General features: G+C 35.4%; 25 protein-coding genes and 1 tRNA gene. 16 read left to right on the forward strand and 10 right to left on the reverse strand.

What is annotated here, in order from left to right:
• The first annotated feature begins 92 nt into the window (after window positions 1-92).
• The 8 genes from hpt to QZV68_RS02850 all read left to right on the forward strand — a co-directional run bounded on the left by hpt (window position 93) and on the right by QZV68_RS02850 (window position 4,531).
• Window positions 93-662: a hypoxanthine/guanine phosphoribosyltransferase gene (hpt, locus tag QZV68_RS02815; RefSeq protein ID WP_296878368.1), complete on the forward strand. Its 570-nt coding sequence runs from the start codon at window positions 93-95 to the stop codon at window positions 660-662.
• Between the two features lies 1 nt (window position 663).
• Window positions 664-1,668 carry a diphthamide biosynthesis enzyme Dph2 gene (dph2, locus tag QZV68_RS02820; RefSeq protein ID WP_296878370.1) on the forward strand — a complete coding sequence of 335 codons (1,005 nt, stop codon included), beginning with the start codon at window positions 664-666 and terminating at the stop codon, window positions 1,666-1,668.
• 74 nt (window positions 1,669-1,742) lie between these two features.
• A complete protein-coding gene (locus QZV68_RS02825) occupies window positions 1,743-2,309 on the forward strand; it encodes an exosome complex RNA-binding protein Csl4 (protein ID WP_296878372.1) in 567 nt (188 codons plus the stop codon).
• Between the two features lie 11 nt (window positions 2,310-2,320).
• The gene (locus QZV68_RS02830) at window positions 2,321-2,605 is read left to right on the forward strand and encodes a DNA-directed RNA polymerase subunit L (protein WP_363136871.1); all 285 of its coding nucleotides are present in this window, start codon (window positions 2,321-2,323) and stop codon (window positions 2,603-2,605) included.
• A gap of 27 nt (window positions 2,606-2,632) precedes the next feature.
• A complete protein-coding gene (locus QZV68_RS02835; RefSeq protein WP_296878393.1) occupies window positions 2,633-3,055 on the forward strand; it encodes an NUDIX hydrolase in 423 nt (140 codons plus the stop codon).
• A 75-nt stretch (window positions 3,056-3,130) separates the two neighbouring features.
• Window positions 3,131-3,442: a transcription factor S gene (locus QZV68_RS02840; protein ID WP_296878395.1), complete on the forward strand. Its 312-nt coding sequence runs from the start codon at window positions 3,131-3,133 to the stop codon at window positions 3,440-3,442.
• A gap of 9 nt (window positions 3,443-3,451) precedes the next feature.
• Window positions 3,452-4,423 (forward strand): DUF308 domain-containing protein, encoded by a 972-nt coding sequence (locus tag QZV68_RS02845; protein WP_296878397.1) that lies wholly within the window; start codon window positions 3,452-3,454, stop codon window positions 4,421-4,423.
• Window positions 4,424-4,457: 34 nt separating this feature from the next.
• A tRNA-Arg gene (locus QZV68_RS02850) sits at window positions 4,458-4,531 on the forward strand.
• Here QZV68_RS02850 and QZV68_RS02855 read toward each other — a convergent pair.
• Entirely contained in the window at window positions 4,532-6,361 is a 1,830-nt protein-coding gene (locus tag QZV68_RS02855) for a helicase C-terminal domain-containing protein (RefSeq protein ID WP_296878463.1), read from the reverse strand.
• Between the two features lie 95 nt (window positions 6,362-6,456).
• Between QZV68_RS02855 and cobI the strand changes: the two genes are divergently transcribed.
• Entirely contained in the window at window positions 6,457-7,161 is a 705-nt protein-coding gene (gene cobI, locus QZV68_RS02860; protein ID WP_296878399.1) for a precorrin-2 C(20)-methyltransferase, read from the forward strand.
• Here the strand turns inward: cobI and QZV68_RS02865 are convergent.
• Both QZV68_RS02865 and QZV68_RS02870 read right to left on the reverse strand, forming a co-directional pair.
• Entirely contained in the window at window positions 7,158-7,928 is a 771-nt protein-coding gene (locus QZV68_RS02865) for a V4R domain-containing protein (protein ID WP_296878401.1), read from the reverse strand. The genes cobI and QZV68_RS02865 overlap by 4 nt on opposite strands.
• 256 nt (window positions 7,929-8,184) lie before the next feature.
• Window positions 8,185-8,934: a TatD family hydrolase gene (locus QZV68_RS02870; protein WP_296878403.1), complete on the reverse strand. Its 750-nt coding sequence runs from the start codon at window positions 8,932-8,934 to the stop codon at window positions 8,185-8,187.
• Between the two features lie 98 nt (window positions 8,935-9,032).
• Here QZV68_RS02870 and QZV68_RS02875 point away from each other — a divergent pair, with 98 nt between their 5' ends.
• From QZV68_RS02875 to QZV68_RS02890, 4 genes are all read left to right on the forward strand, one after another.
• Window positions 9,033-9,743: a tRNA threonylcarbamoyladenosine dehydratase gene (locus QZV68_RS02875; RefSeq protein ID WP_296878404.1), complete on the forward strand. Its 711-nt coding sequence runs from the start codon at window positions 9,033-9,035 to the stop codon at window positions 9,741-9,743.
• Window positions 9,744-9,792: 49 nt separating this feature from the next.
• Window positions 9,793-10,269 (forward strand): dCMP deaminase family protein, encoded by a 477-nt coding sequence (locus tag QZV68_RS02880; protein ID WP_296878405.1) that lies wholly within the window; start codon window positions 9,793-9,795, stop codon window positions 10,267-10,269.
• 29 nt (window positions 10,270-10,298) lie between these two features.
• Window positions 10,299-10,919 (forward strand): HEAT repeat domain-containing protein, encoded by a 621-nt coding sequence (locus QZV68_RS02885; RefSeq protein ID WP_296878407.1) that lies wholly within the window; start codon window positions 10,299-10,301, stop codon window positions 10,917-10,919.
• A gap of 307 nt (window positions 10,920-11,226) precedes the next feature.
• Complete coding sequence (locus QZV68_RS02890) at window positions 11,227-12,639, forward strand: carbon starvation protein A (RefSeq protein WP_296878409.1); 1,413 nt, start codon at window positions 11,227-11,229, stop codon at window positions 12,637-12,639.
• 116 nt (window positions 12,640-12,755) lie between these two features.
• Here the strand turns inward: QZV68_RS02890 and QZV68_RS02895 are convergent, their stop codons facing one another.
• The 7 genes from QZV68_RS02895 to hmdC all read right to left on the reverse strand — a co-directional run bounded on the left by QZV68_RS02895 (window position 12,756) and on the right by hmdC (window position 19,646).
• The gene (locus tag QZV68_RS02895) at window positions 12,756-13,097 is read right to left on the reverse strand and encodes a hypothetical protein (RefSeq protein WP_296878411.1); all 342 of its coding nucleotides are present in this window, start codon (window positions 13,095-13,097) and stop codon (window positions 12,756-12,758) included.
• A gap of 4 nt (window positions 13,098-13,101) precedes the next feature.
• Window positions 13,102-13,287, reverse strand: a complete 186-nt coding sequence (locus QZV68_RS02900; protein ID WP_296878413.1) for a flavodoxin family protein — start codon at window positions 13,285-13,287, stop codon at window positions 13,102-13,104.
• Window positions 13,288-13,713: 426 nt separating this feature from the next.
• On the reverse strand, window positions 13,714-14,115 hold the full coding sequence (locus tag QZV68_RS02905) for a hydrogenase iron-sulfur subunit (protein ID WP_296878415.1): 402 nt from the start codon (window positions 14,113-14,115) through the stop codon (window positions 13,714-13,716).
• A 9-nt stretch (window positions 14,116-14,124) separates the two neighbouring features.
• A complete protein-coding gene (locus QZV68_RS02910) occupies window positions 14,125-15,279 on the reverse strand; it encodes a Coenzyme F420 hydrogenase/dehydrogenase, beta subunit C-terminal domain (protein WP_296878417.1) in 1,155 nt (384 codons plus the stop codon).
• Window positions 15,272-16,306: a molybdopterin-dependent oxidoreductase gene (locus QZV68_RS02915; RefSeq protein ID WP_296878419.1), complete on the reverse strand. Its 1,035-nt coding sequence runs from the start codon at window positions 16,304-16,306 to the stop codon at window positions 15,272-15,274. The genes QZV68_RS02910 and QZV68_RS02915 overlap by 8 nt, the downstream gene beginning before the upstream one ends.
• Window positions 16,307-16,338: 32 nt before the next feature.
• Window positions 16,339-16,671 carry a hypothetical protein gene (locus QZV68_RS02920; RefSeq protein WP_296878421.1) on the reverse strand — a complete coding sequence of 111 codons (333 nt, stop codon included), beginning with the start codon at window positions 16,669-16,671 and terminating at the stop codon, window positions 16,339-16,341.
• 1,478 nt (window positions 16,672-18,149) lie between these two features.
• Window positions 18,150-19,646: a 5,10-methenyltetrahydromethanopterin hydrogenase cofactor biosynthesis protein HmdC gene (gene hmdC, locus QZV68_RS02925; RefSeq protein ID WP_296878422.1), complete on the reverse strand. Its 1,497-nt coding sequence runs from the start codon at window positions 19,644-19,646 to the stop codon at window positions 18,150-18,152.
• 435 nt (window positions 19,647-20,081) lie between these two features.
• Here hmdC and hmd point away from each other — a divergent pair, with 435 nt between their 5' ends.
• From hmd to QZV68_RS02940, 3 genes are all read left to right on the forward strand, one after another.
• On the forward strand, window positions 20,082-21,095 hold the full coding sequence (hmd, locus tag QZV68_RS02930) for a 5,10-methenyltetrahydromethanopterin hydrogenase (protein ID WP_296878465.1): 1,014 nt from the start codon (window positions 20,082-20,084) through the stop codon (window positions 21,093-21,095).
• Between the two features lie 128 nt (window positions 21,096-21,223).
• Window positions 21,224-22,222, forward strand: a complete 999-nt coding sequence (hmdB, locus tag QZV68_RS02935) for a 5,10-methenyltetrahydromethanopterin hydrogenase cofactor biosynthesis protein HmdB (protein WP_296878424.1) — start codon at window positions 21,224-21,226, stop codon at window positions 22,220-22,222.
• A gap of 24 nt (window positions 22,223-22,246) precedes the next feature.
• Complete coding sequence (locus QZV68_RS02940) at window positions 22,247-22,729, forward strand: DUF3236 domain-containing protein (RefSeq protein ID WP_296878426.1); 483 nt, start codon at window positions 22,247-22,249, stop codon at window positions 22,727-22,729.
• Window positions 22,730-22,731: the final 2 nt, after the last annotated feature.

The following is a 22,731-nucleotide window of genomic DNA, read 5'->3' on the forward strand; positions in this document are numbered from 1 at the left end:
CTCTTATAAAAATTCATTTTCAGCAAATTATATAATTATATTAAGTTATACTTATATTTATAATAAGTTTTTATAATTATTTTTGTGATAGCATGTTAGAAGAAGTAATAAAATCATTGGAATCATCACCAATAGTAAAGAAAGGTGATTACAACTACTTTGTAAATCCAATAAGTGATGGAGTACCTGCAATGAATCCTCTAATGCTTAGGGAATTATCACTGGTTGTTCATAAGTATGCCGATTTGAATGTTGATAAAATCGTAGCCGTTGAAGCAATGGGAATCCATTTGGCTACCGCATTATCCCTTGCAACAGACATCCCGTTTGTCGTAATCCGTAAAAGGCAGTACGGTCTTCCTGGCGAAAAGGAAGTGTATCAGAAAACAGGTTACGGCTCATCAAACCTTTATGTAAACGATTTGCAAGAAGGCGAGAGGATACTTCTCATCGATGACGTGGTAAGTACTGGCGGGACACTTGTTGCGCTAATCAGAACATTGCAGGATATGGGTCTTGACCTCAAATCCGTAGTGGCCATAATCGACAAGGGCGACGGCAAGAAAATAGTCAAAAAGGAAACCGGCATAGACGTTCTATCAATCGTAAAGCTAGATGTTATTGATGGCAAGGTAGTTATCGAAAGCACAATTGAAGATTAAAATGTCAATGTATAACATGGATTTGGATAGGGTAATCCGAAAAATCAACTCCAAGGATGCTGAAACCGTAGGCCTTCAGTTTCCCGAAGGACTCAAAATGCAGGCAACAAAAATTGCCCGCAGGATTGAAGAGGAAACAGATGCAACAGTGATAATATCCGGAGACCCCTGCTTTGGAGCCTGTGATGTAAGCGACTATAAGATGAAGGGATCCGTTGATTTGATTGTTCATTACGGACACACACCACTCCCACTAAAATATGAGGTTCCCACAATATTCGTTGAGGCCTTTGCAGATATAGACATCAAGGAAAACCTGAAGCAGTGCCTTGATGCCCTTAAGGACTATTCCAGAATAGGCCTGGTAACCACAACACAGCACCTCCATCTGCTCAATGAAATCAGGGATTATCTGGAGGACAACGGCAAGGAAGTCGTTCTTGGCTCATCCAAATCAACCAGAAAGGGACAGGTTTTGGGATGCAACTTCTCATCAATCAAGAATCTTGATGCGGAAATATTCCTGTTTATAGGAAGCGGAAACTTCCACCCTTTAGGAATCAATCTCTTTTCAAACACCCCCGTCCTGGCATTGGATCCATACAATAATGAACTCAGGAGAATGGATGAATATGCAGACAGGATCCTTAGAATAAGGTTTGCAAGAATAACAAAAGCCGGAAGTGCAAAAAAATGGGGAATACTTGTATCCTCCAAAGAGGGCCAGTACAGAATGAAGCTTGCAAAGCAAATCAAAAAGACCCTGCAGGATGCCGGCATGGAGGCATACATAATTCTGGTGGACAACGTTACTCCTGATGCGCTGCTGCCATATATGGAATTGGAAGCATTTGTGGTAAGTGCCTGTCCTAGAATAGCTATTGACGACTCACAAATGTATAAAAAACCATTGCTAACTCCACAAGAACTTGAAATTGTTTTAAAGAAAAGAGAATGGGAAAATTATCAATTAGATGAAATATTATTCCATGAAAGATACAAATAGTTTAAATACTAATATAAATAAACTTATTATATTAAATAAAAATTTTTATAAATCTTTATTTTGGTGATTTTAATATGAGTATGGAAGATGAGCAAATTGTAATGCCTGGAGATAAATTAGGAATAATAGAGCAATATCTACCGGGAGAAGGTACTTATGACGATAATGGAGAAATAAAGTCATCAGTACTTGGTAATGTTAAAATTAATCAAAAAATGAAGGTCATATCTGTTCAAAGTGATGCTAAACCTGCTTTATTGAAAGTCGGAGATATCGTTTATGGACAAATAACCGATATCAAACCTCAAAGAGCCAATGTAAAAATAGACTGCATTAAAGACAATGCAAGACCATTGGCATTGCCGTACATGGGTGCAATCCACATATCACAGGCAAAAAAAGATTACCTCGAAAAATTATCCGATGCCTTTAGAATAGGAGACATTATTCAGGCTAAAGTAGTAAAAATTACCGGAGATAATGTTGATTTAGGTACTGTAGATGATGACTGTGGAGTTTTAAGAGCAATGTGCACCCGCTGCAGAGACTTTATGCACACCACTAAAAAGCAAAATGAGCTTCAGTGCAATACTTGCAACAAAAAAGAAAGAAGAAAAGTTTCTAAAAACTACGTTAATTAATTAAGGTTGATATAATGGATGAAAATTTTAAAATCATAGAAGAAAAAACATTAGAATTAACTTTCAGTGCGGAAGATGAAAGCCATGGTGTCTTCAACGCCCTCAGGCACATCCTCATGCAAGACCCTGATGTTGAATACGCTGTTTATAATATTGATCACCCTCTTACCGGAAAACCTGAAATGACCATTAAAACCAAAAGAGGAAAAAGACCAAGAGTAGTATTGAAAAAAGCAGCCGAAGAACTTCAAAAAGAAAGTTCAGAATTTAAAAAACTTATTGACGAAGCTTTATAGCTTCACCATTATTTTTATTGTGATTTAATGAGCAAATATAAAAAACCCTCAGTTACAGCAGACATATTCATTTTTGATGATGAATTTAACTTTATTTTAATCAAGAGAAAATTCGAACCGTATAAAGATTACTGGGCGATACCTGGAGGATATGTTGAATACGGAGAATCTGTTGAAGATGCAGCCGTTAGAGAAGCAAAGGAAGAAACCAACATTGACATTGAGCTTAATGAATTGGTAAATATTTATTCAAAGCCGGGAAGAGACCCTAGAGGCCATACTGTAACGGCAGTCTATCTTGCTCGTGGAAATATGGAAAATATGAAAGCTGACGACGACGCTAAGGAAATCGGAATTTTTCGTGAGGAAAATCTAGATGAAATCAATCTTGCTTTTGACCATGACAAAATAATTAAAGATTGTCTAGACAAGGCGAAAAGCAGTTTTTAAGGTATGCATTTAAATATCTTAAAGAAAATATTACATAAATGAGGAAGATTAATAAGTTTAACAAGGAGGAGTTAAATGGAATTTTGTCCTGAATGTGGCGCAATGTTACTTCCAAAAGATGGAATATTGAAATGTAACTCTTGCGGACATGAAAAAAATCTGGCGGATAACAATGACTATGAGGTATCCGAAGAAATCCAGGAAAGTGACAATGTCAAAATGCTTGGAGAAGATGTAGACGTTGGTCCAGTTACAAACGAAACCTGTCCCGAATGCGGACATGATAAAGCTACTTACAAATTATTACAAACTCGTAGTGCTGATGAAGCACCTACACGTATTTTTACTTGTACCAAATGTAAACATACTTGGAGAGCATACGACTGAGGTTTTTATATGAAAGAGTCTAAAGAAAAAGAGCATAGAATTTCCAATCTAAAGGACATGATTGATACCGTCAAGGATGGAGAAGACGGCATTGACTATGATGATATCGAAGAGGACACCGAATTGATTCAGTACCTCAACGATACAGGAAGTCTTGAAGATTTGGAAATTGATGATGAATTCATCTATCATCCAGACAACGATGATATCCATGCCATTAATTTAGATGAGAATCCTATTGATGAAGAATTTCTAATTAAAACACCGAAAAAAGTTGAGGAAGGTTTTAATGAAGAAAATCCAGAGGATGAAGATGAAGAATTGACCGGAGACATAAGCGATAGTTTCGACAATGTCCTGAATGCCAGAATCGGCAGGACCCCTGTTTTAGGTATAGTAAGTACTATTTTAGGTTTGATTTTAATCGTAATAGGTGCAATGATTTTCAGTTCTCGCAGTGACAGAGTAATTGACAATGTTATTTCTGGAGAAAACAGTTTCATTACCGTAATTTTCCTAATCATTGGAGTACTATTATTAATCTATGGAATTTACAAAGTTATCGGAATGAGGAATCCACTGCAAGGTATTTCCAATAGTATAGATTCTATTGACCATGAAGAAATCGAAAATACCGAAAATATTCCGAAAGAAGATCAAAACATCATTCCAAAAAGCAACATTCCATTAGACAAGGAATCTTTCAAAATAGGCGAATTCAATTTCGGTGACTTAAAGAAAAGTCTTAAAAAATCAAAATCTAATTCTGAACCTAAAACCACACCATCAGAAAATATCGATGATATTCCTCCTGCACGTGAAAAGCCTGATGAAAAAAAAGGTCTCACCGCCGAGGAAATCGAAGAGATAGAATACGAAAAAGTAAAACTTGAAAACGAGACTATTGACGATATTTTCGCTGAAGTTGAAGGCATTGAAGATATTCCTATTATTTCCTCTGATTCAAAAAAGGAAAAATAATAAGGAATACGTTTTTTTATTTTTTTATATATTAGGGCCTGTGGTCTAGTCAGGAATGACGCAGGACTTCGGATCCTGAGATCGGGGGTTCAAATCCCTCCAGGTCCGTTAATTTTTAACTCTAACAACTGCTTCTTTGAAAAAGTCAGGTATCAATGACCTGTACATAGGACTTTTGAACAGCATGTTTATGTCGCTGTCTATGATATATGTGTAGCATGAATCGTCTTCTGCACGCATTCCACGTCCATATGCCTGCATAAGGGTCATTACTGTTTTATATGCATACCATTTTTTATCCCTTTTCATTCTCATGTTGACCTGCTTGTCTCCCAGATATGGGAAAGGCACCTTATAGATTATCTGGAACCGGCACTTGTCATAAGGCAGGTCTACGCCCTCGCTCATGGAAGGTGAAACCAAAACCAACGGATTTTCATCCTTTTCAAAGAAATTAAGGATTTGCTCCCTGTTCTGTGACGAATGGGAAATCAAACGTGAATTGTTTAAATTTCGGGTAATGTACTGCTGGCATTTATAGCTGTGAGTGTGAATTAAACCCTTGTCCCCTTCATGCTTTTTCAAAATCTCCTGCAGAATAGGAATGGTTTTTGGAGCTGTCCTTTTGATTCTGTTGGCTGACATTTTTCCTGCCAGATTAAGAATTATTGGCCTTTTTTCCTTTGTAAACGGACTGTCGACCTTGATATGATACACTTCAGCAGGATTCAGACCCAACCATTTTGAAAACATCTTGTGGGAGAGAATTGTAGCGCTCATGAAAATGACAACATCCCCGTATTTCAGAAGGTTGTCCTTTGCATAGTGGTGAACCCTCAACGGCTTGAATGTGACTCCGAACTCATCAGTATCGATGACCCAATTCTTAGGTTCCCTTTCAAGGTTTTCTCTGAGAGTCTTTAGCCTGGCTATGGTTGAACGAATCCTATCCGCCTTGTTTTTGGTTACGTCCTTAAGCTCAATATCATCATAGCTTTCATAAATTGCTTCAATTTCCATTTTCCAGTCTTCAAGTTCGCCGTCCTTCAATGTCTCTTTGGAAATGATTTTGTTAATGTCCTTTTCAAGAGTCCTGTTGTACAGTGTGACCTCCATAGTTGACATCAGCTTGTTTTCAATGTTGTGGGCCTCATCCAAAATCAAAAGGGATCTTTTTCCGAAATGCTTTACGTAATTCAACTCGACAATGGCATAGTCATAGTTCATCAGAGTAATCGGAGAGTTGATTGCATTAGCTTTCTGATTCCAGTAATGGCAATGGCTTCCAGACTGGTAAAAGACTGCACCTCCAAATGAATCTTCAAAAGCCAGTTCCGCATCCAATGTAGGATTTTTGGCAACCCCGTATTGGCAAAAGAATTTGCTTGAGGTAGGTATTGTCTTGCATGTGCCCATGTCGCATGTAACCTCAAGATTATCGTTGAGGCAGGCGAAATTTCCTCTTCCCTTTACGAGAGGAAATTCAAACTCATCTGAATACTGTGACTGGAGCTGCTTTGTCATTGTCAATATATAGGCTGACTCATACATTTTTGCAAGGGTTGTTGCGATTGCAGACTTTCCCGTACCTGTACCTGCTTCCAGAACAATATACTTAAATCCCTTTTTGATTGCATCGTTGATATCCTGAATTATATCCAGCTGACCTAATCTAGGCTCTTCAAAAGGGAAGTTTTCAATTATTTCATCATCAATGTGAGGGTACAGTTCTTTTAAATATGCTGATGTTCCTTCATCAAGCTTATGGTTATCAACAGAATAAACTTCCGGAATCTCATCATCCAAAATTGATGATGTTCTTTTCTTTGTAAAACTGAATAAGGTTGTTGAACCTCCGGATTTCTTTTTGCCGGTAGTTCCACAGGTACAATTACTTTTAAGCATTCCGCAATTTGGACAAAACATAGGATTAGACATTAACATTATATTAGTTGGTATACTATAAATAAATTATAGGAAGAGCATTTGAAAAATAATTATCAAATCGAATAGCTATTAAATAAAGTGATTATATGACAAAAAAAGGAAAATTGATTGGAATTGGTGTTGGACCGGGAGATACTGAATTGCTTACTCTGAAAGCTGCAAAGGTTTTGGAGACCGTACCGGTAATCTTCTCACCAAAATCATCCAAGGAAAAGGAAAGCATTGCACTGTCAATTGTCAGGCCAATTATCAAGAAAAGAAAAGATTACAAAAGACTAATGATTGTAGAACCAATATTTCCAATGATTGAAAATAAGGAAGAGCTTGAAAAGGTCTGGACAAGCGCATCTGAAATGATTGCCCAATATCTAAACAGCGGCAGAGACGTTGCATTCATCACTCTGGGAGACAGCTCAATATTCAGCACATATTCATATGTGCAAAAGAAACTTAAAGGTCAATATGAAATAGAAACAATTCCGGGAATTACATCATTTACCGCCTGTGCTGCAACACGTAACGAGGCACTGGTCGAGCAGAACGACATTTTAACAATTGTTCCAAAAATCGATGAAAGGCTTGAAGAGGTATTGGAATACAGCAATTCCATTGTGCTTATGAAGGCTTCAAGAAACACATCAAAATTGGAAAGCACCATCGAGGAAAATGACAGGCCTAAAGAAATTTACTCAGTGCAAAACTGCACACGCGAAAACGAAAAGATAATTGAAGGATTTTCCCACGAAAAGCCTTACCTTACCACAACAATAATAAAATTCGAAAATGACTAGTAGTTACTAATCGGCAGAGGTTCAACCTCGAAAACACATCTACCATCACCCATCGTATAACATTGGATTTCAATTACACTGACTGGCAATTTGAAGTATTGTGTAAATAATGCTTCAAAAATTCCAGTATCCAAAAAGCAGGCTGGTTTTCCGGTTCTCGGAAGCAGTTCACATTCGAAACAGTCATAGGATGTTATTTTAATAATCTGACCTACTTCAAATGAAACCCTGCCCAAGCCTTTGGTTTTCCAAAAATCAGCGATATTTTCAAGGAAAATATCCAAATCCTCATCATACAATTTTTCAAAAAGAGAGTTGCCTATGCTGTTGCCTGTCTGCTGCAAAATAGGATCTATATTAATTCCTTCCTGAATAAGCATTGATTTCAGAGTGTGGAACAGCAATGTGGAAAATTCGGCATCATTTTCTATAAGATTTTCTATCAGATAATCTGCCTGAGTTTCCTTAATCTCATTAGGCTCAACAGCATTCACAGAACCAATATATTTGGAGTTTATATAGAAAATTTTCTTTCTGTTGTCTATAGGGTGATGTCTATAGGAAATAATTCCGCTTTCTCTCAAACCTTTAAGATGAACAGAAACAGTGGATTTTGACTTACCGACATTACTGACGATTTCTTCAAATTCCATATCACTATCCCTTAGCATTTCCAAAATAGTGAGTTTTACTGGACTTTTGATTACATTTACACCAACATTGTCTTCGGAGTTGGTGAAAATTTGTATTGGTTTTTGTTCTTTCATGTTAAATCTCCAAATTTATACACTTATATTTAAAATCTTTAATTAATAAATATAACTAAAATTAAATGATTATACTATTGTATAGAAATTTTAAAGAAATATTGAAGATTGTAAAAAAAATTAAAACAAATTAATACGAACTGTTCGTTTTAATCCAACAAAATAGTTCGTATACCCAATAACCACAGGCCATAAAACCGCTAAGGCAGGCTTTGAAATCATCAAAAAATCAGTGTAAATTACATTAGACTATGAATCATATCCCAAACAGATTCCCTGCATTGCGTGAAGTTATCTCAATTACTTCACTTTCGCTCATGCCAAGTTCATCTGCAATTTTTCCAATTACATACTTCAGATTCAGGGAAGTATTCTGCTCTCCCCTCTTTTCTTCGGGAGCCATATATGGAGAATCAGTCTCTACAAGAACATGGTCAATGCCAATGTTTTTAAGCACTTTTCTTGTTTTCTTATTGTTTTTGTGAGTAACCGGTCCGCCGATTCCTATATAAAATCCCAATTTGATAAAATCTCTGGCCATTTCAGCCGAACCCCCATAGGCATGAAGAGATCCGACAACATCATGCCTTTTAAGTATGTCATAAGTATCCTGCATTGCCTTTCTGGAATGCACTATCACCGGAAGGTCATGCTTTTCAGCCAAATCAAGCATCCTATCAAACAGCCCGATTTGCATGTCCCTGTTGTCCTTTGTATGATAATAGTCTATGCCAATCTCGCCTACTGCAACCACCTTGTCATTGTCAAGCTGACTGTCCAGAAGCGAAATATGCTCATCAGTTATTTCATCGGCAAAGGAGTAGAAATATCCTAAAGCAGCGTATACGTTTTCATGTCTGGCAGCTAGCTCCAAAACCTCCAGATTGCTTTGAGGGTCGGTTCCGTTCACTATCATGACTATGTCATTTTCTGCAGCCTGCACTATAATCTCCTCGGCATTTTCCATTTCGCTTGCATAAACATGGCAATGCGTATCTATCATCATAAATCATCACTTAAAAGATTTTTTGCATAAGTTTTTATTGTTTCGGCTTCAATTATTATATAATCAATTAGATTAAATTAAATTTTTGGTGAATGGAAATGGAGGATAAGTTTTCAAGAACAGAAATGCTGATTGGAAATGACGGACTGAAGAAACTGAGCGAATCAAAAGTCGCTGTTTTTGGTCTTGGGGGCGTAGGCTCTTATGTCTGTGAAGGACTTGTCAGAGGAGGAATCGGCAATTTCGTTTTGATAGACTTCGACAAGGTAGATGAAAGCAACATCAACAGACAACTGATTGCAACATCAAAGACTGTCGGCAGGCAAAAGGTCGACTTAATGAAAGAAAGGATTCTGGAAATCAATCCCGATGCCAATGTTGAAGTTTACAGGGAATTTTATATGGCGGATTCGCAAAGCGACATCATTACCGAGGACTTGTCCTATGCCGTTGACTGCGTGGATACGATAATGGCAAAGATTGCAGTCATATGCAAATGTGATGAGCTGAATATTCCGGTAATCTCCTCAATGGGGACCGGGAACAAACTGGATGCGACAATGTTTGAAGTGGATGACATCTATGAGACATCCGTATGTCCGCTTGCCAGAATAATGAAAAAAGACCTCAGAAAGAGAAATATAGAAAAGCTTAAGGTAGTCTATTCAAAGGAACATCCTATAAACACCAATGACTGTGAAATAAATAAGGATAAAAAATTCAAGGTGAAGGGAAGCGTTTCCTTTGTTCCTTCTGTTGCAGGACTGATAATTGCAGGCGAAGTAATTAAAGACATTGCAGGCAAATAACGATTAGTTTAATTCAATTTAACGTATAATTATTAAGGAGACAATAGAAATGGCAGATGAAAAATCCGCAAGTGACAATGCAAACCGAATGAGCAAAAACGAGTATTATCTTGCAATTGCCCTTGCAGTATCAAAAAGAAGCACATGCTTGAAAAGACGCTATGGAGCAGTAATAGTTAATAACGACGAGATAGTAAGTACAGGATACAATGGAAATCCAAGAGGAGAGGAAAACTGTTGTGACAGAGGAAACTGTCAAAGAATGAACCTTCCGTCCAATTCAGGCAACTACAACGATTGCTTTTCCGTTCATGCAGAACAGAATGCAATGATAAGTGCAAGCAGGAACGAAATGCTTGGCTCAACCATTTTTCTTGCCGGAGAAAAGTATGATGACGGCTCATGGGTAGAGATAGATGACGCAGAGCCTTGTCCGATATGCTTCAGAATGATAAAGAACTCCGGAATTGACAGGATAGTCAGCCAAAAAGGAATCATGAATCTGAGTAAGGAATCTGAGATGTAATATCCCCACATATGCTGAAGGCATTGAAAATGTCAGACGATACACTAAAAGAGCTGAGAGAGATAACAAAAAACAGGCAATGCTGGAAAGCAAGTCTTGATGATGTTGCAACCAAATTGAACAGTGATTATTCGGTTGCCGTGAAGGCGAAGGCATTATGGCTTCTTGGAGAGATGGGATTAAAACATCCTGCAGAAATAGCCTGTCATGTTGATGATATTGCAGGATTTATGAAAGATGATGATGCCAAACTTCGTGAAAGGTCAGCCAATGCAATGGGAAGAATAGGACGGGCAGACAAAAATCTTGTAATTCCCCATATGGACAGATTAATGGAAATGAGATATGACGAATCAGAAAATGTCCGTCATGCATTTGTCTGGGCCTGTGAAAATATAGCTTCGAATGCTCCCGAGCTGTTTTGTGAAAGACTGGAGATTTTCTATGAAATGATTTCAGATCCCGGAGAGAAAGTCAGGATAGAAGCTCCCGAAATGTTCAGGGTAGTTGGAAAAAGAAACCCCGATTGCGTAAAGCCTTATCTGAAGAGGTTGGAACTGATTGCAGAAAATGACGACAACCCCACAGTTCGAATACACAGCACCGGTGCAATCCGAATTACAAAAAAAACTCTGAATAAAGGTTTATGACATATGCAAATTTTGATGAAACACTTTGCAGAGATATAAAAAACATTGAAAAACTAATTTTTAAAACTTCTTGTATATGCCCAGTCAAAATTGGGATTGAAATTTGAAAACCTTGTCGTTAATGTGAATTGCATGTCATTAAATTAAAACTATAAAAATAACCATTGATTTTATTAAGCATATCTTGCAGGAAATTACTGGAAACTTTTTCGTCATTCTTACTTCATGGAATTCGGCATGAAAATTAAATGACTATCTTAATAACATCATGAAAAATTTTTTATAAATTTATTACTTAAATATAATTATGTATAGTTTCATTATTTGTGTTATAGCATTAATCGCATCGTACTTTACTTATGCAAAACTGGTTGAAAGGTCAGTCGGCGTTGATGAAACACGCGAAACTCCAGCATACAGACTGCAGGATGGGGTTGACTACGTACCGATGCCTCTAGTAAAGAATTTTTTAGTGCATTTTTTAAACATTGCCGGTCTGGGCCCAATTTTTGGAGCCATACAAGGTGCATTATTTGGTCCAGCGGCATTTATATGGATTACATTAGGTACAATCTTAATTGGAGGGGTTCATGACTACTTCACAGGATTCATGTCCGTGCGAAATGATGGATTGACCATGCCTGATATCGTTTCAAAGTATTTGGGAACCAGAATCAGAAAACTTGTTGCCGTTCTCATAATTATTACTGGAATTCTTGTTGCAACCACATTTGCAAAGGGAGCTGCAGATTTAATCAGCGCCCTAACTGGCATACCACTACTTATTTGTATAATAGTAATATTCATTTACTTCTTGATTGCAACCGTATTTCCGGTAGATAAACTTATTGGAAGAATATACCCTATTTTTGGAGTATTGCTATTGCTTATGGCAGTGATAATGCTAGGTGGACTAATCCTTAATCCATCATACTCCATTCCGGAGTTTACAACACAGGGATTGTATTTAACTGACAAAAACATTTTTCCATTTCTGTTTGTTACCGTTGCCTGCGGAGCAATTTCAGGTTTTCACGCATCCCAATCTCCAATAGTTGCACGATGTATTGAAAATGAAAAGGACTCCAGGCCGGTATTTTATGGTGCAATGGTTGTGGAAGGTTTGGTTGCTCTTTTCTGGGCAGCAATTGCAATGGCATTTTTCCACGGCCAGCCTCAACTTGCAGCAATCTACGGCGCACAGCCTGCAGTGGCAGTAAAGGAAATGGCAACAGTATTGGTAGGACCTGTCGGTTTGGTTTTAACCATCATAGGAGTTGTAATCTGTCCAATAACATCAGGGGACACTGCACTTAGAAGTTCAAGAATAACAATTTCAGATTCATTGAATATCAACAATGAGAAAATAATGACAAGGCTGAAAATAGGTATACCATTGTTTTTAGTATCATTCGGATTGACATTTATTGATTTCAGTTTGGTTTGGAGATACTTTGCATGGTCCCAATTGATAGTAGCTACAATAGTTCTGTATGCAGCAGCAGCCTATCTGATGAAAAACAAACAGCATTACATCCTTGCATTAGCTCCAGCAATAGTTTGTACTTTAATTGCATTTGCATACATTCTGCAAGCTCCGGAAGGTTTAAGATTGCCTTCAATGATATCTAATGTAATTTCGGTCATTGCAACGGCAGTCACCACAGTACTATTCCTTAAACAATACAAACCAAAGTCGGAAACTCAAACTGACCAATAATTTAAAAACCTAAGCGGCTTTAATTAGTCGCTTAAACGTTTTTAAATATATTCTTTTTTTAAAATATTTATTAAAATACAATTTTTATGATGTAAACACGTGAGTACATTCGAAAATTATTCTTCAGATAATCTTTGGCCCAAATCATAAGCTTTAGCACAGTCTTTAGGAAACTGCACTTCCTTGATCTGTTCCTTGTGTTCGGCATCGAACATGTTGTTTAGATATAAATCGTACTTTTTAAACTGCTTTGTGTCATAAGCATACAATGATTCACATTCACCAAAGATTGCTGTGAGATATCCCCTCATGATGGCCAGCTGGTCTTCACCGTTGAAATAATCCATTTCTTTAGGGACATTCATTGTGTATATCATTGCTGTTTTTATTTTCTTTTTGATTTTTGAAACCCTATTGCCGTCATCGTCTAAAACATAGGTATCGGCTGCAAAAAGCAATCTTTCAATTTTCTGAGTTTTTCTTCAGATGGCATGCAAAACAGCTCATGCATCCCTTAAAATCATAAGTGTACAAATCAATGTATTTCACATTTGCACCGTTATCTTCAGCACCTTCAGCCACATTTTTGCAAAGCTCTGCAGTGTTTCCCTTTTTTCTAGGACTTGCATTAATAACTATCAAATTCATAATATAGACTTTGGGATTAATGGTAAAAAATATATTTACATTAATTGGTGAAAAAAAGTTAAAAATTCATTTAAATTAAAAATAGCTATTAAAGATATGGAGAAATTAACTTCAATAGCTATTGTAGACAGTGAAAGAAACCTATATTATCTCACATATAAATTTCGTTTATTGTTAATTAATTCTATATCGATGGAGAAAATAATAACTAAAAATTGTTATGCTCTCAATTAATAGTTATTGGCTAATGATGGATTTATCAACATAGAAATAATTAATTCGAAAAATAATCAAATATTCTCTATTCAACTATTTTTCTAACATTAGTAACGCATTACTAATCTTAGAAAGATAATTAGAAGGGAAGAATAGTTATTGAATAAATAACTATTCTACATATGGCTAGATATTAACTATTTTCGATGATTATAATTCTAATGGACCCAATTTGGTCAGAGTATCATGGAATTCTTCCATTGTCCTTTGGAATTTTTCACCTTCTGATGCTGATATCCATTCATGGCGGAATCTTTCTTTTTCGATTCCGAATTCTTCTAGAATGTCTTCAACGATTTTTGATCTTCTGGACCATTTGTAGTTTCCTGCGTCATAGTGGCAGTCTCCAATATGGCATCCTCCTACAAATACTCCGTCTGCTCCTTCCTGGAATGCTTTGAAAATCATTGAAGGGTTGATTCTTCCAGAGCACATTACACGAATAATTCTGATGTTTGGTGAATATTGCATACGTGCTGTTCCTGCTGTATCTGCTCCACCGTAACAACACCAGTTACATAATAAACCTACTATTTTTAAATCGTCTGCCATCTAATCACCTCATAATTCGGTTTTTTCTGGACTGTATAATGGAGGTTTAATATCATCTGAAACTCCAGCTACATAGCCAGTTCTATTGTAGTATTTTTTCTGCAATTTGTCAAAGATTAATGAAACAGGAATGTCCATTGGACATACGTCATCGCATTGTCCGCAATCCACACAGCTGAAACTCATGTGAGATAATCTTACTCCCTGGAACGCAATAGGGGTTGGCGGAACTGTTGTTTCATCTTTGAAGTATGGCTTATTTAGTTCACAGTTTTCAAAGCACCAACAGATTGGACAAACGTCACGGCATGCATAACAGCTAATACAACGACTCCATTCATCCATTTCGCTAACTAACGGATAGCTTGCATCCTGAACCTTTTTAGCCATTTTAATCATTATGCCTTCGACTTTTTCTCTTCCATCAATTGCTCCTTGAGCAGGATTTTTTGTTTCGATAAGTCCTGCTTTTTTAGCGCCATCTATTAATTCCTGACCTTTTTCATCGTTGATTTCAATGAATGTCCAGCCGTCTTCTGCTCCCCAGTTTCCACAGGCGATGTTTGCTTTTCTTGGGATTTTCACATCACATCTTTGGCAGTTGTTACGGCGACCATATCCTTCCTCTTCGAGGTCGTGGATTTTCACAGCTTCTTCTGAACCGTCTGCAAGTTCAATTATGAATTTACCTTTGTCGATTTCCTCGCTGACAACATCATCAGGGTCAGCCTCGTAGAAAAGGTCAATCATTTTCCTGCCGCTAACAGGAGATACAGTTCCTCCACAGTTTAATCCAATCAGATAAATATTGTCCTTATTAATTTTATGTCTTGTTATCAGTTCCTCTACAGCCCTCATGTCACATGGTTTGACTGTGACTGCTACTTTTTTATCAAATAAGTATTTTTGAACAATGTCCCCAATCATTGTTGGAGCGCAATGGTAAGATCCGGCTGTCTTTAATAAATCATCAGATTCTGTGATGAATGTTGGGGTTGCATCGTATACATCATTTTGAGGACTTAATGCCAAAACTCCGTCAACTATTTCCTCATCTAGCAAATACTTTAGAATACTTGTTACAGCTCCCCCACATTCGCCAGCATTGTGAATATCATCATTTTGGGATTTTGCTAAAACGTAACTCATATAATCACTATCCATTTAATTTTTCAATTATCTCAATTTCACTTAAAACATCTGATTCGACTGCAGCGGCAAACATTTGGGTTTCACCCATTGCATTTACAAATGACCCGTCCTTTTCAAGCCATGTTTTAATTGGAACGACAATGTCTGAAATTTCAGTTGTTTTGTTTGAACATGGAGCGAAACTGATAATTTTTGATATCCTTGCGAAATCAAAGTCCAATTCAGCAGCAATATCATCATTGAAAACCAATAAGACCTTGGTGTTTTCCAATAATTCAATCATTTCATCTGATGATTTGGCCTCCATGATTCCTAAAGTACCTTTAGAATTTGATTTGCTGAATACAGGCAGACATTTGCAGTTCAATGCTTCAATTTTATCCAAATCATCCTGTGAATCAACATAATTAAATACTATTACTGAAGAGTCGTCAATATTGCCCTTGTTATTGTCTAAAAATTCCTGAACTGAAGAATTTGATGTTTCATCAGCAATATTGAAAGTGACTGAGTTTTCGGTTTTCCCCAATGCATAAATTTTTGCACCGTTTTGCTTTGCATGGACTATCCTTCTTCCAATTAACGGATTTTCATATAGTAAATCTCCAATTACAAAGACTTTGTCCGCACCTGCAACTTCATCATATGAAGCAACATCAGCAAAATCCTTCAGGTTGTCTGCATAAAAAGCAATATTGTAATTTTTAGATTCACCGAATTCCTTTATAGCTTTAATTTCTTCAATATCATTGCTGCCTGAACAGATTAAAGTTACATCAGAACTATCGGCAGAGTTTAATTCTTTTGATACTTCTTCAATTGCTTTTTCAACATCTACTTCTGATTTTGACACAAATGCCTTCTCAAATTTGTTTTGATAACAGTCAATTGAGTTTCTTCCATTTAAACAATTTTTTCCAGCATTTACAGGATGTCTTTTATAGGGAAATGTTCCCACAATTTCTCCATTGTTTATAATAACATTAAGTCCGCAGCCTACACTACAAGACGGACATAATGTATGCTTAATCTCCAACATATATACATCACCACAATTAGTTATAGAGAGTATTAGAAGTGTTCACTGTCTAAATTTGAATATTCTTTCTTTGATAAAATATGAACGGATTCCCGTGTTATAGAAATCATATCCATCAGAACATTACATGCATGATAAAAGACCATCTGAGAAACTTCATCGTGAATGAATTCCTCAAATAAATCTAATTTTATAATCCCCTCAACTTTAAAATTTAAATTAAAATTTCCACATGACTTTAGAACTATGTTGAAATTTATCTTTTCTTGATCGGTGTTGGTGTATTCGACAAACCAATCAATATCCAAATTTAAATTCGTATTTTTAGGATTTATATCATCTCTAATCAATCCAATTTTTTGCATGCAAATTTCCATTATACTCCCAACCAGTTAATAACAATTATAAAATTAGGCATCTAATTATATAATCTAATTTTTCTTGGGAGTAATAACAATATAAATGTTTTTAAAGTATTAACTTTAATATTTAAAGTTTAATATAAAAAATAAGCATTCATAAAAGTTTAATTTTTAATTGAATGAATTTAATTATCGTAAATTAAATTTAATAATCTCATTTTCAGTTTTATAAATTAATTATTACTTTTTAAAAAAATATGAATTTCGATAATTAACGTTTAAATTAACAATAAAAACATCTAAACCAATTTAATTAAAAAAAATACGATAATTATGATAGTATAGGAGGTAAAAATATTTAAAAAAACGGATTGAATGACATGAAAATTTTAACATTAAAATCTGATAGTAATACTTTATCTAAAATTATTACTACTCAAAGACATAAAAAATTATAATAAAGTATTACAAATTCCATGAGATATTACAAGATACTTACATATAAATAATTTATACCGCAGCAGATAAGTATTTATCCAAAAATACATCGTCTCAACAAGTTGACAAGATCGTGATAAAAAAAGAGAATATCATCACATCAGATCAAATATTCCCTTAAATCATCACCAAAAAAACAAGTAGTTCAAAATTATCCAAACTAATGGATTACTTTGATAGGTTTGATACAAAATGACTCAAGATAATTAAAAAATGCTTTTAACTATCTTTCTAACATTATTATTTTCACAATAATCTTAGAAAGACAATTTAAAGATAGAGTAGTAAATAGCCTCCTACAGCTATTTACCAGAGTATATGATATTTCAAAATCGAGGTTTTTATCATATTAATTATCAATAATCATGATAATCTAATAAATAATCACTAGTAATAACATATATAAAGCTTACTAAAGTAATACTTTATAATTTACTTAAAAACAATTCATAATTTGATAAATTTAAAAAATATTGTATTTTAGAAAATTTATGAATAATCAAAGTCAATATTATCCGTATGAATAAAATCAAGAAGACATGTATGACCGTTAATAATTTAAATCAGATATTGAATAATTAAATAAAATTCAAATAATTGAAAATTTAAGAAACCAAGATAGTAAAAAAATTCTATAAATAAAAAATAAAAGAATTAAAAATGGATAATTTAGAAAATAAACTATCAAAATCAAATAATTTAAAAATAAAGCAAGTAAATATATATTTTATATAAAAATAATAAACAAGACCAAAATATCAGATGCCCCTTATGTCCTTGAAAATAAAATAAAATAAATACATTATTTATTTAGGTAAAAAAACGAATAAAATTTCAGTTTATTAAAAACAAGAACAAATGAACACCAAATAAATCCAATGAATAAAAAGTCAATTAAGTAATACTTTTTTTAAAAATAATACTATTTAAATTAATAAAAAATAAAAAATAATTATTACTAAAAAGGAAAATGACAAAATGCCTTATACAATAGTCAAGGCATCAGGCACTTTTTTAAGTACGTTTTCCTTAACAGGAATCATTGTTGATGATGCAATAGAAAAGTCTGCATTTTCAGCTGCAATTTTATCATCTTTCTGCGGAATGACTGTTGCATTCAATGCATCCTGCAGATTATCAACGGTATTTTTCAATACCCATTCGTCAACATCAGAAATGATAATCTCATCCACATATCTATCAAGCTCATTAGCGATTACCCATGATATGAATCTTCCGCCATGTAGCGCGATAGTATTCCCTTCAGCCAAATTAACAATATCCTCCAAAGTGTGCTTCAATTCTATATTTTGATACATTCTGGAGTTGATTAAAGTTGCCCAATGTGCATCTCCAACATGGTACGCACCTATTTTTCTTGGATATACATAATCCGGTCCAGCTATCTTAACGGCAGTAGCTAATGAAAGCAAATCGTGTTTTTGAACTGGAAGTCCTCTATTAGGAAATTCTTCATTGATGATTTGAATGATTCGAGGGAGTCCGAATTTACCTCTTCTTGCAGTTCCAGGCTCAAATCCGCACATATAACCATGATGATTTTTTGGAAAACCTGTAATAACCATATTCAAACCGGAACGCAATCCCACACGGACTTCATGCTCATAGGCACCATTTGTTGCCACCACTTTTCCGGGAGACAATATCCTTGCAGCAGCAATTGTTTTTGCAAAGCTTTCAGTTGTGTTTTCACATCTGTTGAAAGGACCTCCTTCAACAACTATAACATCAGCACCGATTTCAATGGACTTTTCAAATCCAGTAATCACTTCATCGTAACCGTCGCCGACAAACATGATTGATTCCAAACCCCTGCCATATTTTTTGGCCAGCTGTGCAATGTCTTCGGCTTCTCTTAAAGGTGCCGCATGTCCGTCACCGGTTTGTTCGCAAGTAACATTGACCGCAACAGATGATGATAATTTAACCCATTCCTCCTTATCATCCTTTTGCTCCAATTCTTTATCAATCAGACGCTCATGGATTCTTCCTCGAGGACACTCAGTAAATGCAGGACCCTTATTATAGCATTCACCACCACACCCGCTGATATTTTTTGGAAGTCTCATAGCACCGTTTTCCCCGAAATGATCCAAATCCAGAGGAACATCAACAACTTCATGGACTTTTCTCATTACTTCAAGCCCACTCATTCCAAATTTTTCGCCTATATCTGAAAATGCATAAGCGCAAATATGGATTGGAGCACCAATCATATCCGACAATCGGCAATTGCCCAACAAATCCATTAATTCTAAATCAGATGCGCATGTTCCAGCAACAACCTCAGTCAAATCACAACCTAAGGGAAATCTTTTAAATTGCATCCCAAGTTTCATTGCTTCATCCATTGAGAGTTCTGAAATTGCATCAACAACAGACCCCACATCCTTGTCCATTTTTGAAATTTCAATTGCCGCCTCATCATCATGAACAGCTTTTTTTATTAAATCATACATGAAAAATTCTCCAAAATTAAGTTTAACTAATATATTTTTCAGTGAAATCTTGAATAAATATGTTTCGATTTAGGTTTACCTAAAATAGATTTAAAATAGTAATATAACAAAATAAAAAGTATTACTAAATCTAATCATAACAAAAAATTAGTAATAACAGTATTACAAAAAATAAAAAAATGCTACAATAAATAATACTAAAAAAAGGGTAATAACAAATTTTAAATAGTACTATTTTTTAAATATAATTTATTACTGCATGGAATAAAACTACCATAATTTTTAATACTTAATGGGTCTTCTCATTAAGTCCATGCAGTAACATTCGAATAGTATGAACTTTTATAAAAGTTCATTTTAAAATAAGGAGACAAAAAAATGGTTCTTTCTAAATTAAAAGAAAGATTCAGTAACGATAAAAAAGGAGATAAAAAAATGAAAGTAGCAATTTTAGGTGCCGGATGTTACAGGACACACGCTGCAAGTGGAATTACCAACTTCTCAAGAGCTTGTGAAGTTGCAGAAGCAACTGGAAAAGAAAACATTTCTATGACCCACTCAACCATTGAAATGGGTGCAGAATTATTAGAATTAGCAGGTGTAGACGAAGTAGTCGTATCAGATCCAGTATTTGATGGAGATTTCGTTGTAGTAGATGATTTTGATTACGCAGAAGTAATTGCAGCACACAAAGCAGGAAACCCAGAAGATGTAATGCCTGCTATCAGAGCAAAAGTAAATGAATTAGCAGAAACCGTACCAAAACCAGCTAAAGGTGCTATTCACTTTACTCACCCAGAAGACTTAGGTATGAAATGTATTAACGATGATTCTGAAGCTGTAGCTGACGCTGACTGGGTAATGACCTGGTTACCAGAAGGAGGTATGCAACCTGACATCATCAAAAACTTCGCTGATGACATTAAAGAAGGCGCAATTGTAACCCACGCATGTACTATCCCAACTACTGGATTAAACAAAATCTTCGAAGACTTAGGAACCAACGTAAACGTAGCTTCCTACCACCCAGGTGCTGTACCAGAAATGAAAGGACAAGTATACATTGCTGAAGGTTTCGCAGACCAAGCTTCCATTGACACTTTAATGGACTTAGGTCAAAAAGCTAGAGGATCTGCTTTCACATTACCTGCAAACATGGTTGGTCCTGTATGTGACATGTGTTCCGCAGTAACTGCTATTACCTATGCAGGTATTTTAGCTTACAGAGACACTGTTACCCAAATTTTAGGTGCTCCAGCAGGATTTGCACAAATGATGGCAAACGAAGCTTTAACCCAAGTAACCGCATTAATGCAAGATGAAGGTATCGACAAAATGGACGATGCTTTAAATCCAGCTGCATTATTAGGTACTGCTGACTCCATGAACTTCGGTTCCTTAGCAGAAATCGTACCTACAGTATTAGATTACTTAGGTAAAGACAAATAAACACGATAAGTTAAATTGTTGATTTTTATCAACAATTTTTAACTTATTTTTTAATTGTTACCCGTTAGCCATTAAAAAATAAGTTAATTTTATATTAAAGATAAAAAAAATTAAAGCCTGGTGTTAACTTGATTGATGAAATTTTAAATAGAGCAAAACAAGGACAAGAATTAAGCGATGAGGAATTTTTAGAATTGTTGAATATCGATAATGATGAAGATTTGGAAAAATTGTTCAAGACAGCTTGCGATATAAGAGATAATCAATCAAAAGTAATCAAATTAACATCAACAGTCCACCTTACAAACAAATGCCAAATCCAACCTAGATGTGAATATTGCGGATTTGCAGAAGAAACATCTGAAAAAGGATATTATAATGCATTTTATAAATCAAATGAAGAAATATTGAATGCAGTAAAATCCATTCAAGAGGCTCACATTCCCCGCGTGAGCTGTTCTGGAGGGTATGGATACAAAGGAAAACAGGCAGTAAATGCCTGCAGAATTGTAAAGGGACATTCCGATTTGGAAATTCTTGTAAATGTTGGTGGAGATTTAACCGAAAAATCCGTGCAGGAGTTAGGCGAACTGGGCGCAGATACAATTTGCTGCAACTTGGAAACTATAAATGAAGACGTGTTCTATCAAAGAAAACCTGGAGACTCACTGGATCAAAGAATACTAACTTGCAAAAGAGTGAGCGATGCGGGAATCGGTCTCTCATCAGGACTGCTTTTAGGCCTTGGTGAAACCAAGGAAGACAGGATAAAACACCTGCGTTACTTATCCAACTTCAGAACCCTGGAAGAAATTCCAATTATGGGATTTAATCCATATGAAGGCACTCCAATGGAAAATCATCCTGCATTTCCATTAAAAGAACAGCTGAAAATGGTTGCCATTACAAGAATAATGTATCCCGAAATCACAATCACAATGCCCACACCAACTGTAGGCCCTGAAAATGTGGAATTTTCATTGAAAGCGGGTGCAAACAACTTGGCTACAGTAATAGCTGACAATTATCCTCATGAGGTTAAAGGAGTAGGTTCTCCCGAATACGGAAATTATACAGAAGTCGTCAATGTCATTGAAAAATTGGATTTGATACCTCAAACTATTTAATCACTTTTTTTAATATATGATAATATGGCATTTGAAAAGATGATAAGAAATGCATTTGAAGAATCCGAAAACGACTGCAGATTTGGAGATACTCTAGAGGAAATTGCAGAAATTCAGGATTACATAAAAAATGCTGAAAAGATATGCATACCCAATAAAAATGGAATTAAAGTTGAAGTATTGAATAGGGTTTTAAATGAATACGAACTGCCTCAAGCTGAAATACTTCAAATCAACACAAATACCGCAGATACCAGCAGAATTCCAGCACTGTCAAAGGCATATATGGCACTTGACCAAAGCGATGCAGATTTGATAATAGCCAGAGGACGTTTAGGAATTCCGGGTTCCGGATCACTGCTTATTTTTATAGACAGCAAGGGAAGAATACTTACTGCAGGAACTTCCCCCTCACATGCAATTCACAAAAAGACAATTGAAGAAGCAGTTTATGAAGAAGCATGTGAAGCCCTTGAAAAGATTGGTTTTAAAAAAATTGAAGGTTAAAA

Source organism: uncultured Methanobrevibacter sp. (genome assembly GCF_902801725.1).
Taxonomy (GTDB): Archaea; Methanobacteriota; Methanobacteria; order Methanobacteriales; family Methanobacteriaceae; genus Methanocatella.

What these genes read in the sequence shown, in the direction of transcription:
- hpt (WP_296878368.1), top strand. Translation starts at nt 93, where the DNA reads ATGTTAGAAGAAGTAATAAAATCATTGGAATCATCACCAATAGTAAAG.
- dph2 (WP_296878370.1), top strand. Translation starts at nt 664, where the DNA reads ATGTCAATGTATAACATGGATTTGGATAGGGTAATCCGAAAAATCAAC.
- QZV68_RS02825 (WP_296878372.1), top strand. Translation starts at nt 1,743, where the DNA reads ATGAGTATGGAAGATGAGCAAATTGTAATGCCTGGAGATAAATTAGGA.
- QZV68_RS02835 (WP_296878393.1), top strand. Translation starts at nt 2,633, where the DNA reads ATGAGCAAATATAAAAAACCCTCAGTTACAGCAGACATATTCATTTTT.
- QZV68_RS02840 (WP_296878395.1), top strand. Translation starts at nt 3,131, where the DNA reads ATGGAATTTTGTCCTGAATGTGGCGCAATGTTACTTCCAAAAGATGGA.
- QZV68_RS02845 (WP_296878397.1), top strand. Translation starts at nt 3,452, where the DNA reads ATGAAAGAGTCTAAAGAAAAAGAGCATAGAATTTCCAATCTAAAGGAC.
- QZV68_RS02855 (WP_296878463.1), bottom strand. Translation starts at nt 6,361, where the DNA reads ATGTCTAATCCTATGTTTTGTCCAAATTGCGGAATGCTTAAAAGTAAT.
- cobI (WP_296878399.1), top strand. Translation starts at nt 6,457, where the DNA reads ATGACAAAAAAAGGAAAATTGATTGGAATTGGTGTTGGACCGGGAGAT.
- QZV68_RS02865 (WP_296878401.1), bottom strand. Translation starts at nt 7,928, where the DNA reads ATGAAAGAACAAAAACCAATACAAATTTTCACCAACTCCGAAGACAAT.
- QZV68_RS02870 (WP_296878403.1), bottom strand. Translation starts at nt 8,934, where the DNA reads ATGATGATAGATACGCATTGCCATGTTTATGCAAGCGAAATGGAAAAT.
- QZV68_RS02875 (WP_296878404.1), top strand. Translation starts at nt 9,033, where the DNA reads ATGGAGGATAAGTTTTCAAGAACAGAAATGCTGATTGGAAATGACGGA.
- QZV68_RS02880 (WP_296878405.1), top strand. Translation starts at nt 9,793, where the DNA reads ATGGCAGATGAAAAATCCGCAAGTGACAATGCAAACCGAATGAGCAAA.
- QZV68_RS02885 (WP_296878407.1), top strand. Translation starts at nt 10,299, where the DNA reads ATGTCAGACGATACACTAAAAGAGCTGAGAGAGATAACAAAAAACAGG.
- QZV68_RS02890 (WP_296878409.1), top strand. Translation starts at nt 11,227, where the DNA reads ATGTATAGTTTCATTATTTGTGTTATAGCATTAATCGCATCGTACTTT.
- QZV68_RS02900 (WP_296878413.1), bottom strand. Translation starts at nt 13,287, where the DNA reads ATGAATTTGATAGTTATTAATGCAAGTCCTAGAAAAAAGGGAAACACT.
- QZV68_RS02905 (WP_296878415.1), bottom strand. Translation starts at nt 14,115, where the DNA reads ATGGCAGACGATTTAAAAATAGTAGGTTTATTATGTAACTGGTGTTGT.
- QZV68_RS02910 (WP_296878417.1), bottom strand. Translation starts at nt 15,279, where the DNA reads ATGGATAGTGATTATATGAGTTACGTTTTAGCAAAATCCCAAAATGAT.
- QZV68_RS02915 (WP_296878419.1), bottom strand. Translation starts at nt 16,306, where the DNA reads ATGTTGGAGATTAAGCATACATTATGTCCGTCTTGTAGTGTAGGCTGC.
- QZV68_RS02920 (WP_296878421.1), bottom strand. Translation starts at nt 16,671, where the DNA reads ATGCAAAAAATTGGATTGATTAGAGATGATATAAATCCTAAAAATACG.
- hmdC (WP_296878422.1), bottom strand. Translation starts at nt 19,646, where the DNA reads ATGTATGATTTAATAAAAAAAGCTGTTCATGATGATGAGGCGGCAATT.
- hmd (WP_296878465.1), top strand. Translation starts at nt 20,082, where the DNA reads ATGAAAGTAGCAATTTTAGGTGCCGGATGTTACAGGACACACGCTGCA.
- QZV68_RS02940 (WP_296878426.1), top strand. Translation starts at nt 22,247, where the DNA reads ATGGCATTTGAAAAGATGATAAGAAATGCATTTGAAGAATCCGAAAAC.